The sequence below is a fragment of the Rhodococcus sp. NPDC057529 genome, from assembly GCF_042802055.1.
Taxonomy (GTDB): Bacteria; Actinomycetota; Actinomycetes; order Mycobacteriales; family Mycobacteriaceae; genus Rhodococcus_F.
The window spans coordinates 65,316-79,242 of record NZ_JBHVEY010000027.1 but is presented as its reverse complement, the minus strand read 5'-3'; the positions used below and the strand labels follow the sequence as shown (position 1 = coordinate 79,242).

The 13,927-nt window shown below is 69.2% G+C and carries 12 protein-coding genes; 9 read left to right on the top strand and 3 right to left on the bottom strand.

Annotated features, from left to right (window positions below; translation table 11 throughout):
* Positions 1-6 precede the first annotated feature (6 nt).
* From ACFU5V_RS36355 to ACFU5V_RS36325, 7 genes are all read left to right on the top strand, one after another.
* The gene (locus ACFU5V_RS36355) at positions 7-882 is read left to right on the top strand and encodes an LLM class flavin-dependent oxidoreductase (protein ID WP_378705481.1); all 876 of its coding nucleotides are present in this window, start codon (positions 7-9) and stop codon (positions 880-882) included.
* A 28-nt stretch (positions 883-910) separates the two neighbouring features.
* Positions 911-2,140, top strand: coding sequence for an acyl-CoA dehydrogenase family protein (locus ACFU5V_RS36350; protein ID WP_378705478.1), 1,230 nt, complete (start codon positions 911-913; stop codon positions 2,138-2,140).
* Positions 2,141-2,156: 16 nt separating this feature from the next.
* Complete coding sequence (locus ACFU5V_RS36345; RefSeq protein ID WP_378705475.1) at positions 2,157-3,452, top strand: LLM class flavin-dependent oxidoreductase; 1,296 nt, start codon at positions 2,157-2,159, stop codon at positions 3,450-3,452.
* A gap of 26 nt (positions 3,453-3,478) precedes the next feature.
* A complete protein-coding gene (locus ACFU5V_RS36340) occupies positions 3,479-4,210 on the top strand; it encodes an IclR family transcriptional regulator (RefSeq protein ID WP_378705472.1) in 732 nt (243 codons plus the stop codon).
* A 114-nt stretch (positions 4,211-4,324) separates the two neighbouring features.
* Positions 4,325-5,281, top strand: a complete 957-nt coding sequence (locus ACFU5V_RS36335) for a TauD/TfdA dioxygenase family protein (protein WP_378705469.1) — start codon at positions 4,325-4,327, stop codon at positions 5,279-5,281.
* Between the two features lie 73 nt (positions 5,282-5,354).
* Positions 5,355-6,296, top strand: coding sequence for a TauD/TfdA dioxygenase family protein (locus ACFU5V_RS36330; RefSeq protein ID WP_378705467.1), 942 nt, complete (start codon positions 5,355-5,357; stop codon positions 6,294-6,296).
* A gap of 16 nt (positions 6,297-6,312) precedes the next feature.
* A complete protein-coding gene (locus ACFU5V_RS36325; RefSeq protein ID WP_378430370.1) occupies positions 6,313-7,371 on the top strand; it encodes an ABC transporter substrate-binding protein in 1,059 nt (352 codons plus the stop codon).
* A 51-nt stretch (positions 7,372-7,422) separates the two neighbouring features.
* On the opposite strand, the gene ACFU5V_RS36320 is transcribed toward ACFU5V_RS36325, so the two are convergent.
* Positions 7,423-8,250 carry an alpha/beta fold hydrolase gene (locus tag ACFU5V_RS36320; RefSeq protein ID WP_378430371.1) on the bottom strand — a complete coding sequence of 276 codons (828 nt, stop codon included), beginning with the start codon at positions 8,248-8,250 and terminating at the stop codon, positions 7,423-7,425.
* A 242-nt stretch (positions 8,251-8,492) separates the two neighbouring features.
* Here ACFU5V_RS36320 and ACFU5V_RS36315 point away from each other — a divergent pair, with 242 nt between their 5' ends.
* Positions 8,493-9,086 (top strand): C40 family peptidase, encoded by a 594-nt coding sequence (locus tag ACFU5V_RS36315; RefSeq protein ID WP_378705463.1) that lies wholly within the window; start codon positions 8,493-8,495, stop codon positions 9,084-9,086.
* Positions 9,087-9,156: 70 nt separating this feature from the next.
* Here the strand turns inward: ACFU5V_RS36315 and ACFU5V_RS36310 are convergent, their stop codons facing one another.
* Together ACFU5V_RS36310 and ACFU5V_RS36305 are read right to left on the bottom strand one after the other, a co-directional pair.
* Positions 9,157-10,746, bottom strand: a complete 1,590-nt coding sequence (locus tag ACFU5V_RS36310) for a GMC family oxidoreductase (protein ID WP_378705460.1) — start codon at positions 10,744-10,746, stop codon at positions 9,157-9,159.
* A 48-nt stretch (positions 10,747-10,794) separates the two neighbouring features.
* The gene (locus ACFU5V_RS36305; RefSeq protein ID WP_378705457.1) at positions 10,795-12,531 is read right to left on the bottom strand and encodes an aldehyde dehydrogenase family protein; all 1,737 of its coding nucleotides are present in this window, start codon (positions 12,529-12,531) and stop codon (positions 10,795-10,797) included.
* Between the two features lie 198 nt (positions 12,532-12,729).
* On the opposite strand from ACFU5V_RS36305, the gene ACFU5V_RS36300 reads away from it, so the two are divergent.
* Positions 12,730-13,911, top strand: a complete 1,182-nt coding sequence (locus ACFU5V_RS36300) for a PucR family transcriptional regulator (RefSeq protein ID WP_378705454.1) — start codon at positions 12,730-12,732, stop codon at positions 13,909-13,911.
* The last annotated feature ends 16 nt before the right edge of the window (positions 13,912-13,927 follow it).

The following is a 13,927-nucleotide window of genomic DNA, read 5'->3' as shown; positions in this document are numbered from 1 at the left end:
ACCGTCATGAGCCGCCATACCGTCGTCGGACTGCAGCTCGACGCCGCCGTCGTCACCCACGTGCTCGACCCGAGGCAGCAGGCGCGGCGAGAGGAATTCGGGCGCAGCATCGACGAGTCGGGAATCGACTTCCTCGTTCTCGGTGGTGACCACACGAACGAGGTGGAGCCGAGGATCGATGCGACGGTGGCCGCCACCGTCCTGGCCCGGCACACGAGCTCGGTGGGACTGGTGGTGACCGGCGCCGTGGTTCGCGATCACCCGTTCAACCTCGCGCGCCGGCTCGGCTCGCTCGACCACGGATCCCGCGGCAGGGCCGGCTGGCTGATCGGGTCGGGCCCGGTGGACGCGGCCGTCGATGCCGTGTCGGTCGTCCGGAAGTTGTGGGAGAGCTGGCCCGGCGACAGCATCGTCGACGACGCCGCGCGCGGCATCTTCGCGGACTCCGAACGGATCGTCCACATCGATCACACGGGCTTCTTCTCCGTGTCGGGCCCGCTCAATGTTCCCGAACCGCCGCAACGCAAGCCGCCCGTCTTCTGGCGCCCCGCGACCGACGCCGAACAGGTCGCCGCGCGACGCACCGCCGACGCGGTGATCCTTCCGGACGAGGACTCGGTGCGCCGATACCGCGCGCACTTCGACCCGGACCAGGTGCTGCTCATCGACCGGCAGTGGACACGAGGCAGCACCCCGCCTGCGACGGAAGCCGACGGCGTGATCGTCGGTGGGTTCACCGCCGCCGATCTGCCCGCCCTGCTCGCCGCGGTTCGGCGCGAACCGACACTCCAGGACCCGCGGCCCACCCTGCGTGACCGTCTGGGTCTGCAGACGGCGGAGACCGTGCTGTCCGGCGGCCGCAGCGCGTTCCCGGCCAGCTGACCATTTCACCGAAGACAGGAGATTCACCATGACAGCGGTATCCGAGGCCCCCGCACCGGAGGCGGTGCGTCCGCCCGCACGCGGCTCCGCCGAACTGGCCGCCGTGATCGCCGAGATCGCCGACGACGCCGCGCGACGGCGTGCCGGTGGCGGGACCGAAGGGCCGCACCGGGCCGTCGAGCTGATCCGCGAGCACCGCCTCGGGGCCGTGCGCGTGCCCCGCGAGCAGGGCGGCGGCGGGTACACCCTGCAGGATCTGTTCGACCTGGTGATCGACCTCGCCGAGGCCGATCCCGACGTTCCGCACATCATCCGGGTCCACTACGCGTTCGTCGAGGAACTGCTGCGGGTCCCGCGCACAGAGCGCAAGGAGGCATGGTTGCCGGACGTCGTGTCGGGCAAGCTGTTCGGCGGCGCGTCCTCGGAGCTGAGCACCCGCGCCGTCGGCTCGTACAGTTTCGAATCCACGCTGACACCGGTCGACGGCGGATACCGCCTCGACGGGGTCAAGTTCTACAGCACGGGCTCGCTGTACTCCGATTTCATCCGGGTATCCGCCAACGTCCCGGACGGAAAGGCACTGAGCGCCATCGTGCCCGCCGACCGCGCGGGGATCGTCCACGAGGACGACTGGGACGGAATCGGCCAGCGGCACACCGGCAGCGGAACGACCGTGTTCGAGAACGTCGCCGTGGCCGAGTCCGAGACCCTTCCGTTCCGGGGCGGCGACGAGGAGACCCGGCCGCGTCAGGCGCTTCCTCAGCTGTACCTGCACGCGATCGCGGCGGGCATCCTCCGCACCGTCACGGCCGAGTCCGCCGCGCTGATCCGTGGCCGCAAGCGCAGTTTCGTGTTCGCTGCCGCCGAGGAACCGCGGCACGACCCGCAATTGCTCGAGGTCGTCGGAACACTGTCGGCGGCGGCCTTCGCGGCGGAGTCGGTGGTCCGCGCGGCCGCCGCAGCCCAGGATGTGGCCGCGGACGCCGCCCGCACGTCCGGCGTCGACGCCCGGCTCGAGCAGGACGCCGCGGTCCTGGCCGCGAAGGTGAAGGTGTCCATCGAGGACGTCGCGCTCCGGGCCGCGACCCGGTTGTTCGAGGTGGGCGGCGCCTCGGCCACCCGGGAGTCCGCGCACCTGGACCGGCACTGGCGGAACCTGCGAACCCTGTTCTCCCACAACCCGACGGTGTACAAGGCGCGGGTGATCGGCGACCTCGTGGTCAACGAGACACCGCTCCCCGACACCGGATTCTTCTGATTCGGAAGGCACAGCCGTGAGTAGCTCCCGACGCCAACTGGTGCTCAACGTGAACGTGCTCGACGTGGGTATCGCCCCCGGGGCGTGGACGCTCGACGACGTGCACGCCCACTCGTTCGTCGATCTCGACCACTTCACCAGGGTCGCGCGAATCGCCGAGCGCGGCACGCTCGACGCGTTCTTCCTCGCCGACGGTCCCGGCTTCTGGGAGAACCCCCGGGTCAAGCCGACCCGGGCGCTGGAACCGTCGGTGATCCTGGCGGCCGTCGCGACAGCCACCGAGAATCTGGGTCTGATCGGGACCGCCTCCACCACGTTCAACGACCCGCGCGATCTCGCCGAACGCTTCCTCTCCCTCGACTACCTCAGCGGCGGTCGGGTGGGGTGGAACGTGGTCACCACGTATTCGCCGACGGCGGCAGCCAATTTCGGCTTCGACCAGATCCCGGACCGCGACTACCGCTACCGCCGTGCCGAAGCATTCGTCGGCGTCGTCACCGCACTGTGGGAGAGCGCCCGCAGCGGTGTCCCGGTGTCGCACCACAGCGAGTTCTTCGACGTCGACGGTGTGCTGCGGGCGCCGGCGTCGGAGCAGGGGCAGCCGCCGCTCGTGCAGGCGGGCGGATCACCCGCCGGGCGTGAGCTCGCCGGACGCACCGCACACGGCGTGTTCTCCGCAGAACTGACGCTCGACTCCGCGCGCAGGCACTACAAGCACGTCAAGGACGTGGCGCGGGCGGCAGGCCGCAACCCGGACGACGTGAAGATCCTGCCCGGGCTCATCACCGTCATCGGCTCGACGGAAGCGGAGGCCGTCGCTCGACACGAGCAGCTCCGCGAGCACATCCCCGCCCGGTTCGGCTGGGACCGGCTGAGTCTGACGCTCGGTGTCCCACTCGCGGAACTCGACCTCGACCAGCCGATCCCGCCGTCGCTGCTGGACGGGCCGCCCGACCCCGCGACGTTCTCGGGTTCCCTCGGATTCCGCGAATCGGTGGTCGGGCTGGCGCGGGAGCGGAACCTGACCGTCGCCCAGCTGCTGCGCGAGTTGAACGGCGGCGGCGGGCACCGCGCCGTCATCGGCACCCCGGAACAACTGGCCGACACCATCGAGGCGTGGTTCCGCGCCGAGGCGGCCGACGGATTCAACCTCATGCCCGACGCGTTCCCGTCCGGCCTCGACACCTTCGTCGACGAAGTGGTGCCCCTGCTGCGCAAGCGGGGACTGTTCCGCCACGAATACGCGGAGACGACCCTGCGCGACCGCTTCGCGGTTCCGCTTCCCGAGTACCGCGCCGCGCGGTCGGCCTGACTGCGTCCGGACGGTAAGGAGGCGTCGTGAATTCACCGCGGTCGGGGTCGCAGGCGGTGGAACGGGCAATCGCGGTCCTCGCCTGCTTCGAGGGCGGCGCCACCGACCTGACGGTCAGCGCGCTCGCCGCCCGCACCGGATTGGCCGTCAGCACCGCGTACCGCATCGTGCAGGCCCTCGTCCGCGGCGGATTGCTCGAACGCGACGAGCACACCGACTGCTACCGGGTGGGGCCGCATCTGATCTCCCTCGCGGTGCCGTCGCTGGGGCGGCACGACGCCGAAGCGTTCGCCCCGCACCTGTATTCGCTCGCCGCGCGGGTGAAACTGACCGCCAGCCTCGGCGTCGCCAAGGACGATGTCGTGGTCACCGTCTTCTCCGCACGCCCACCCGAGCGGTTCTGCACGCATCAGCTGCCCGGTGCGCGTCAGCCACTGCAGACCAGCGCGATGGGCATGGCGATCTTGGCGTTCGGTTCGGCGTCCGCCCGGCGAGGCACCTCGGTGCAGGCGTCCCCGGACCTCGAGCGGGTCCGGCGGCGGGGGTACGCTGCAGCCTTCTCCTCCGAGAACCGGGACGTGCTCGCCGTCGCGGTTCCCGTTCTCGACGCCGACGGACGGACCCGCGGCGCGCTCGGGGTCCAGGCGCTCCGCCGGCGACTCACCGACGATCTCGTGCGGGAGATCGTGCCGCCGATGCGGGGCGTCGCGGCGCGGATCGGTGCGGGCGCCGGAACCGCATTTCCCGCGTTCCGGTAGGGAAAAACTCAGGGTGAACCTTTTTCGCATTGTGAAAAAAGCGTTGTAGCAACGTAGTTCGGGATTCGATGATGATCGCGACGTATCGATTCAGCCCGAAACCCAGGAGTACCCATGACCGTCACCACCGCAGCGCCCACCGACTCCGATCGGTCCGCCGACACCGCGATCGAGGTCCGTCCCGTCGCCGGGCACATCGGCGCCGAGATCTCCGGGCTCGACCTCCGGAAAGAACTGGCCGACACCGAGGTAACACAGGTTCGCGACGCTCTGCATCGCTACAAGGTGCTGTTCTTCCGCGACCAGGAGATCGGGCACGCCGAACAGATCGCGTTCTCCCGAAAGTTCGGTGACGTGACGCCGTCGCACCCGTACGACGACGAAGCACCCGAAGGCTTCCCGCAGATCCTCGCCGTCGACAGCCGCAAGTACGAGAAGCGGTTCGGGCGCAAGAAGTACAGCTACGACAACAAGTGGCACACCGACGTCACCGCGCTGATCAACCCGCCTGCCGGCACGATCCTGCGCGCGCACCTCGTCCCCGAGCAGGGTGGCGACACCCAGTGGACCAACCTCGTCGCCGCCTACGAGGGTCTGCCGGACTCACTGAAGGGACTCGTCGACGGCCTCCGCGCCGAGCACCGATTCGGCGGACGGCACCCGCAGTGGGCCGAGGACAGCAGCTACGCCCAGAAGACGCGGGAGAACCCGCTGGTCACCGAACACCCGGTGGTCCGGGTACACCCGGAGACGGGGGAGCGTGCCCTGTTCGTGACGCCCGGGTTCACCGCCCGGATCGTCGGGGTGTCGCCGTCGCAGAGCGACCGCCTGCTGGACCTCCTGTTCGCCGAGGTGACGAACCCTGCCTACACGGTGCGCTTCCGCTGGGCGCCGGGCAGTCTCGCGTTCTGGGACAACCGCGCCACCGCCCACCTCGCGCCCACCGACCTCGACCACCTCGACGTCACCCGGGTCCTGTACCGCACCACCCTCGAGGGCGACGTTCCCGTCGGTCCCGACGGCAAGGAATCCACGTCCATCGCCGGTGCGGCGTTCCGCGGCGAGAAGTAGGCGGCTTCGCCGCCCGTGCGCGGTTAGCGAGTCTCTGGACTCGTCAGCCGCGCACAGAACCAAGGAGACGACAATGACAGTTATCGACGACCGTCCCGGTGTCGCCACCGAACTCCGGATCGCACCCATCGCCGGCTATATCGGCGCCGAGGTCGGCGGTGTGGATCTCGCGGGTGACCTGGACGAGGCCACCGCCGCACGACTGCGGCAGGCGTTGCTCGACCACAAGGTGCTGTTCTTCCGCGACCAGCCCCTCGACCACGCGGCGCAGATCCGGTTCTCCCGGCACTTCGGGAAGGTGACACCCGCCCATCCCTACGACTACAACGCCCCCGAGGGCTACCCGGAGATCCTGGAGGTGGACAGCCGCAAGTACGCGGCCCGCGGCGGTGCCCGCAAGTACAGCTACGCGAACTTCTGGCACACCGACGTCTCGGCGCTGGTGAACCCGCCGGCGATCACGTTCCTGCGATCGGAACTGGTCCCCGACGTCGGGGGCGACACCACCTGGACCAATCTCGCGGCGGCGTACGCGAATCTGCCGGAATCGTTGAAGTCGTTCGTGGACGGCCTGCGCGCCGAACACCGGTTCGGGGGACGGCAGAAGCGCTGGGAGGCGGGCAGTGACGCCGAGCAGAACGTCACGACCAAGCCGATCGTGACGGAGCATCCGGTGGTCCGCGTGCATCCGGAGACCGGTGAGCGGGGGCTGTTCGTCACTCCCGGCTTCACGAGCCGCATCCTCGGGGTCTCCCCGGCGCAGAGCGACCGGATCCTCGACCTGCTGTTCGAGGAGGTCACGAACCCGGCGTACACGGTTCGAGTTCGCTGGCAGAACAACAGCATCGGGGTGTGGGACAACCGCATCACCGCGCACCTCGCGCCGGCCGACCTCGATCATCTCGACGTCGTGCGGGTGCTGTACCGCACCACCGTCGAAGGTGATGTTCCGGTCGGCGTCGACGGTCAGCCGTCGCGGTCGGTGGCCGGCACCGCGTTCCACGGCTCCGACTGAGCCAGAGGACGTCGACATGAGGGCTGAGTCGCCGATCGGGTTGCGCCGTAACAGATCGTTCGCCGCCGCGGTGCTGGTCACGGCCGTGGCGCTGGTGGTCGCGGCATGTGGTGGGTCGTCCTCGGGCGGCGGGACGACGGCGGACGGCAAGACGGTGCTGCGGTACGAGGGCAGCCCGGCCAGTGTCACCTTCCCCGAGCTCGCGGAGGATCTCGGGTTCTTCGAGAAGGTGCACCTGGAGTGGTTGGGGGACACGACGAGTGGGCCGCAGAGCATCCAGTCCGCGGCCACCGGGGAGACCGACTTCGGGGCGGCCTTCAACGGTGCCATCGCCAAACTCGTCGACGCCGGGGCACCGCTGACCGGAGTCGTGTCGGTATACGGTTCGGACGGCGACACCGAGGCCGACAGCTTCAACGGCTATTACGTCCTCGACGGCAGCCCCCTCCGGACGGCCCGCGATCTGATCGGGAAGAAGGTGGGCATCAACACCCTCGGCGCCTACCACGAGTACGTCATCAAGGAATGGCTGTTCCGCGCCGGCCTGACCAACGACGAGATCAACCAGGTGGAGCTGACCGTGGTGCCGCCGAACAACACGGAACAGGCACTGCGGTCGGGGCAGATCGACGTGGGGAATCTCGGGGGGATCGTCAAGGATGCCGCGCTCGGCCGGGGCGGGCTGACGCCGCTGTTCACGGATGTCGATCTCACCGGCCCGCTGGGGATCGGGTCGGTGGTGTTCCGGAACGACTTCATCTCGAAGAACGAGGACGCCGTCCGCGACTTCGTGCAGGGCGTCGCGCGCGCCGTGCGGTGGACGCAGACGGTGCCGAAGGAGGAGGTGGTCGATCGTTTCGTGAAGATTGTCGAAGGTCGTGGGCGGAACGAGTCGACGGAGTTCGTCCGGCAGTGGAAGAGTGCCGGCGTGCCTGCGGCCGGGGGAGTGATCGATCCCGGGGAGTTCCAGATCTGGATCGACCAGGGCGTGCGGTTGGGGGTGCTGAAACCGGGCGGAACGACGGCGGAGGGCCTGTTCACCAACGACTACAACCCGTACGCGAACGGCAAGTAGGCGGCTACGCCGCCCGTGCGTGGTGAGCGAGTCCCTACACTCGCAGGCCACTCACGGGCTGTGGAGTGCCCGGCGGACGGCGTCGGCGAAAGAGGTGGGGTCGTGGATCAGCCAGCCGTGGTTGCCTGTCACGGTAATGACGCGTGGATTGCGTAGCGCGTTCCTCATGGACTCGAAGCTGGCGAGGGGAATTGTCCGGTCCCCGCGACCCCACAGGAGGGACACCGGTAGGCCCCGCTCGGCGAGGACGCCGAGTTCGTGGCGCAGATCCGCCCGTCTGGCCAGGTGTGCCGTTCGCCAGACCGCACCCGGATCCCGTAGCGCGTTGGGCAGAAAACCGTTGACGAGCGACGCCGTCGTGTGCGCGATGGTCCGGATCGACAGCGCCTCACCCAGGGCCGAGGCGCCCCAGTCCCACAGTGGTCGCTCGTCGATGGGCCGGGTGTGCCAGCCGTCGGACGACCAGGCGCCGCCGCCGACGGAATTGACCAGTACCAGGCGCGTGACCCGCTCCGGAAGGTCGTGGGCGGCCTGGATGGCGACGCCGCCGCCGAACGAGTGGCCGACCAGGGTGACCGGTTCACTGATTCCCGCGTCGTCGAGAAACCGTCCGAGCCAGGCCGCGTAACCGGCGAAGGTGCGGTCCTCGGGCGCGTGATCGGGAGTGCCGCCGAAGCCGGGGAGTGTCGGCGTGACGACGCGATGCCCCTGCTGAGCGAGCATCGCGAGGCTGCGGTCGTACACCCGCGGGGTGAGTCCCCATCCGTGCAGGAAGACGACGGGCGCGCCTGCACCCACGACCGTGAGGGTCGTGGCGTCCGCACCTGCGGGTTCCCCGAAGATCTCGGGTTCTGAGTTCTGGGTCAGTGACACGCACACAGCGTGGACGACGGGGATGCCGTCGGTAACGGGCCGATTTACCCGAAGGCATACCTGTTTCCGGTGTTTCGTGCCGGACCGGTCGGTTCGATATCGAATCGTTATCTACCTGTATTGCAAAAACAGGTATGTGTATGGGCCATTCGGCCGTTGTCCGCTGAGTTCGTGACCGGGATGTTATCTAACGTCTCGTCCGAACGGCACGGAAGTCGCCGGACCTCAGAATTGAAGGACTCAGCTCAATGGCCAAGCATAGATTGCGTCGGGGCAATCGTCTGCAGTTTTCGACCGGCGGTCTTCTGATCGCCGCCGGTGTGGGAGTGGGAGCGTTCCTGCTTCCCGTCGCTCCCGCTGCAGCGGAGCCGATCAGCATCCCAGGAATCGGGACATTCGAGGTACCGGGTGTACCGCCAGTGCCCCCGGTTCCGTCCGCTCCGGCTCCGAACCCCGGGCCACTGCCGGGACCGGTCCCGGCCCCGCCGGCGATGCCATCCACCCACGGCGCGCAGGCCCTCGCCGCCGCCGAGTCGAAGATCGGCTCGCCGTACGTCTGGGGCGCCACCGGGCCGAACTCCTTCGACTGCTCGGGCCTCGTGCAGTGGGCGTACAAGCAGGTGGGCATCTCGGTGCCCCGTACCACCTACGACCAGTTGAACGGGGGATCGCCGGTCGACAAGGGCAGCCTGCAACCGGGTGACCTGGTCCTGTTCAACGGGGCGCAGCACGTCGGGCTCTACGCCGGGAACGGCACGGTCGTCCACGCGCCCACCGCCGGGCAGCCCGTCAAGCAGTCGCCGCTCGATTCGATGCCGTTCTACGCGGCGCGCCGGTACTAGGCGGCTCCGCCGCCCGTGCGTGGTTAACGAGTCTCTGCACTCGCTAACCACGCACGGGGCGCGAAGCGCCCTACGAGTTCCGGATCAGATCCGACGCCCGCTCACCGATGAGGACCGACGGTGCGTGGGTGTGCCCGCGGATGATGGCGGGCATGATCGACGCGTCCGCGACCCGCAGTTTGTCGACTCCACGAACCCGCAGGTCGGGTGTGACGACACTCGCGTCGTCGTTGCCCATGCGGCACGTCCCGACCGGGTGGTAGAGCGTGTGCGCGTTCTCCTGCAGTGCCCGCTCGAGGATCTCGTCGATCGGCGTGCTCGGCTCCACGGCCGGGCGGATCAGATTTCCGAGCCGCGACTTCAGCGCGGGCGCGGACGCGAGAGCGTCGCACAGGCGCAGTCCCTCGAGCATCGCCCGCCGGTCGACTCCGCCGCTGTCGCTGAGATAGCGGGGATCGATGATCGGCTTGGCGAGCGGATCCGCCGACCGCAGCGAGATCTCGCCGCGGCTCTCGGGTTTGACGAGGATGGTGCCGATCACCGCGGCGTGCCCGGTCGCCGGGATGAGGCCCTCGTCGAAGAACGGTGCCGGCCCGAAGATCATTTCGAGATCGGGTAGCGCCAGATCGTCCCGACTGCGCGTGAAGCCGTACGCCTCGCCCACATTCGACGTCAGCATGCCGCGGCGACGGGTCAGGTAGTTGAGCAGTTCCGGGATCTTCTCCGCGGCGAACAGCGAGTCCGAATCGACGCGGTAGCCGAGGAACGACACCAGGTGGTCGAGCAGATTCTTCCCGACCTCCGGCAGGTGCTGCTGCACCGCGATGCCGTGCGCCCGCAACTGGGCCTCGTCGCCGATGCCCGACAGCATGAGGAGTTGCGGGGAGTTGATCGCCCCGCCGGCGAGGACCACTTCCTTCGCGGCGCGGACGGTGCGTCGCACCCCGCCCTTCTCGTACTCGACGCCGACGGCGGCGGAGCCCTCGAACAGCACCCGCGTGGCCTGGGCGCCGGTGAGGACGGTCAGGTTCTTCCGCTTCAGTGCCGGCCGCAGGTAGGCGTCGGCCGTGCTCCACCGCGCGCCCCGTTTCTGCGTGACCATGGTCTGCGAGAAACCCTCGGGCCGAGTGGTGTTCGCCCGTTCGACGGGGTACCCGGTCTCCTCGGCGGCCGCGAGGAACGATGAGGTGAGGGCGCGGGGGCTCCGCTGGTGCGAGACGACGATCGGGCCGCCCGTGCCGGTGTCGGCGTCCGACGCGTCCTGCACGTTCTCGATGCGGCGGAAGTACTTGACCACTTCCCGGAACGACCAGGTGTCGTCGGAGAGTGCGGCCCACTCGTCGTAGTCGGCGGCGAATCCGCGCACCCACATCATCGCGTTCATCGACGACGAGCCACCGAGCATCTTGCCGCGCGGCCAGTAGATCGTGCGCCCGCCGAGCCCGGGTTGCGGCTCCGTCAGGTAGTCCCAATCCAGCTCACTGCGAAACAGTTTCGAGAAGGCGGCGGGGATGTGCGCGAACTTGTCCTTGTCCTCACCGCCGGCCTCGAGGACCACGACCTCGGTGCCGGAGTCGGCGCTGAGCCGGTCGGCGAGGACCGCACCTGCCGAACCCGACCCCACGATCACGTAGTCGGCCACAGACAGTTCCTGATTCATCGTTCATCTCCACTTCGACGGGGGTGACGGGACGAGGACTCGCAGCCCTCACCCGCGCAGCGCGGACGCGAAGATCGCCGGCAGCCGGGTCCATGAGGGTGCACCGGCAAATCCTGTCAGCAATCGGCCCGTCGTGGCGGCGGTTCGGTTGGTGACGAACCACGGGGGTTTGGGCGAGATGGACATCTCGCGGTTCAGGATCGACCGCGGCGACGGACGGAACGGGCCGCGGACGACGGTGCGTTCGGGCCGGTCGATGAGGAGCGCGTTGTGCACCACGCCGATGCCGCTCTGCACGTCGTTCAGGGTGTGGCCGGGGAACGCTCCCCAGGTGGCGGTGGCGGTCAGGTAGCCGACGCCGGTCCACGCGTTGACGGCGATGGTCCCGTAGCGGAGGCTCTCGAGCAGCGAGTCGAACTCCGCACCCATCTCGCGGATGGTCTGCGGCGCCGCGACGATGTTGATCCCGAGTGTTCCGACGAAGTCCGCGTTGACGAGGTCGGCGGCGTGGGCCGCGAACTCGGCGCCGCCGTGGGGAAGGTCGATCACGCCGAGCACCGGTGCGAAGTACTCGGTCTGCAGCAGTGGGGCGTAGGCGCCGGGCTCGAGATCGGTGACCAGGACGCGTCCACCGTTCTCGCCCAGGCGGGCCGCGGTGGGGAACGACGCGACGGCGCCGGCGATCCGGGCGTCGCTGCCGGGGTAGTACGCGGTGCGTTCCGGTGCCTTGTCGAGTGCGTCCTTCAGGGCGGCCACGAACTCGTCGCGTTGCTTCCACTCGGACGACACGACCACGGCCTGCGCCGCAACGCAGTTGTAGCCGCCGTTGTGCAGTCTTTGCGTCGCAATGTGTTCGGCCTGGAACTTGATGTCGGCACGGCTCCATTCGCCGGGCAGCACGATGGTGGGGGACACGCCGCCGAGTTCGCTGGAGATGGCCTTGCCCAGGAGGGGTTCGTTCGCCGCCTTGCGCCGCGCGCCCTTCTCGCCGGTGCCGAACACGATCGCGTCGTGGGTGAGCGCGCTGCCCGTCATGTGCACGTGGTCGACCCGGTCGTGGTGCACCAGATACGTCCCGACCTCCGCGCCGCCGGTCAGCAACCGGACCGCGCCGATCGAGATGAGCGGTTCGAGGACCCGCGTCAGCACGGGCAGCAGGCGGTCGGTGACCGGGTTGAGCTTGAGGGCGACGACGCGGTTGTGCGCGATCAGTTCGTACAGGGTGTCGAGCGGGGCGATCGAGGTGATGTTGCCGGCGCCCAGGACCACGCCGACGCCCTGCGTCTGCGACGGGTCCCGCTGGGCGAGTCCGGCGTCGCGCTGTGCCGTCGCACGATCGATTCCCGGCTGCAGCCACACGTCCGCGCTGAATCCGCTGAGCAGCAGCCTGTCGAAGATGTTCAGCGGCAACGCCTTGACGGTGGTGCGGCCGCCCGGCGCGGTGCCGAACGTGGCGCCGTCCAGTGGGCTGGTGCCGGCGTCGAGCTTCGCCAGGCTCGCGGACAGTGCCGCGGTGCCGGTGGCCAGCGGGTACGGTCCGGACATCCATTCCTCGCCGACCAGCGGCGACTTCGGGTCCAGGCCCTTGATCGCGACCGCGGCGTCCACCCAGTCGGCGGCGTGCTGCACGGTGAGGTCGTGCACCTTGTCGAGGAGTGTTCGGCGGTCGGTGAGGGTGAGGTCGGCCCAGGTCTTCTCGCCCTCGGCGAGGTCGGCGAGGGCCGCATCGACCTCCGGGTGGGGGGAGGTGATGGGGGAGGTGGCCTCGGGTTCTGAAGTGCTCACGGTGGACAGCTCCGCTCGGGTCGAGTACATGGTGGACCGCGCCACGGATGGGAAGATTTCTGTGGCGTAGAACACCGATTCTCGTCCCCGTTGCGGGCGCTGCGCCATAGGCCGCGGCTGTCAATGTGACCACCGGGGCTATGCCGTCGCACAAAAAGGGGGATGGCGTGGACTTCGTCGGGTCGATAGTCTTGCCGGATGACTGTCAGCCCGGATGTCGCGCCGTCGCCCACCGAGCTTCTGGGCTCGATGCTGGAGTCGGTCGACCAGTTGTCCGAGGAACTCGTCTCGCGCATCCTGTCGGCCGAGCACGGCTACGTGGAGGCGACCCTCCTCACCCCGGAGCAGTTGTACGCGGCGTGCGTCGACAACTTGACGGCGATGCTGGGCAACCTCGCGGGCAGTGCGCCGATCCGGCTGGAGGCGGCGCGTGCGGCCGGGCAGCTGAAGGCGGAACAGGGGGTGCCGCTCGCGGCGCTGCTCCACGCGTTCCGGCTCGGTGGCCGCCTGATCTGGGACGAACTGATGAACCGCTCGGAGGGACGCGCCACCAATGCGCTGCTCGACATGGCCGCTCAGGTGTGGGCGCTGGTGGACGTCTACTCGGACAGCGCCGCGGAGGCCTACCGGGAGACCGCCGACCTGCGGGCCCGCGAGGACGCCGAGTCGCGGGGCCGGCTGATCCGCACCCTGTTCGGCGACCATGCCGCCAACCCGGCCGGCGCCGCCGACGCCCTCCGTACGTTCCGGATTCCGGAGAACAGCACATTCCTCGTCGTGTCCGTCGAGGCAGCGGCGTCCCCGTCCGCCGCGGACGTCGTCCAGTCGGACCTTCGCGGTGCGGGGGTCGACTCGGTGTGGGACACGGAGGTCGACGGCCGGGTCGGGCTGCTGTGGGCCGCCACCGCCGAGGTCCTCGATTCGGCACTGGACGTCCTCGGCCGCACCGGTCACGGACGGATCGGGGTCAGCTCGGCGTTCGGACGTCCGGGCGGGACGAGCCGGGCAGTCGAGCAGGCGCGGATCGCCCGCCGCTGCGCGGGTCACGGCGGAGGTACCGTCACCCGTTACGAGTCGGTGCCGGTGTCGCTGCTCCTGGTCAGTGTTCCCGACGCCGGGAAGCTCGCGTCGAACCAGATCCTCGGACCGGTGCTGGCGCTGCCCCCGGAGGAACAGGAAAGCCTGCTCGCCACCCTCGACGCCTGGTTCTCCTGCCGCGGCTCCACGACTGCGGCGGCCACCCAGCTGCATTACCACCGCAACACCGTCCTCTACCGGCTGCGCCGAATCCACACGCTGACGGGACGCGATTTCGCCGACCCCATCGACGCCGCCGAACTGTACGTCGGTCTGCGAGCGCACCAGCTGCTCGGTGCATGACCGGGGTGGTGGCGAG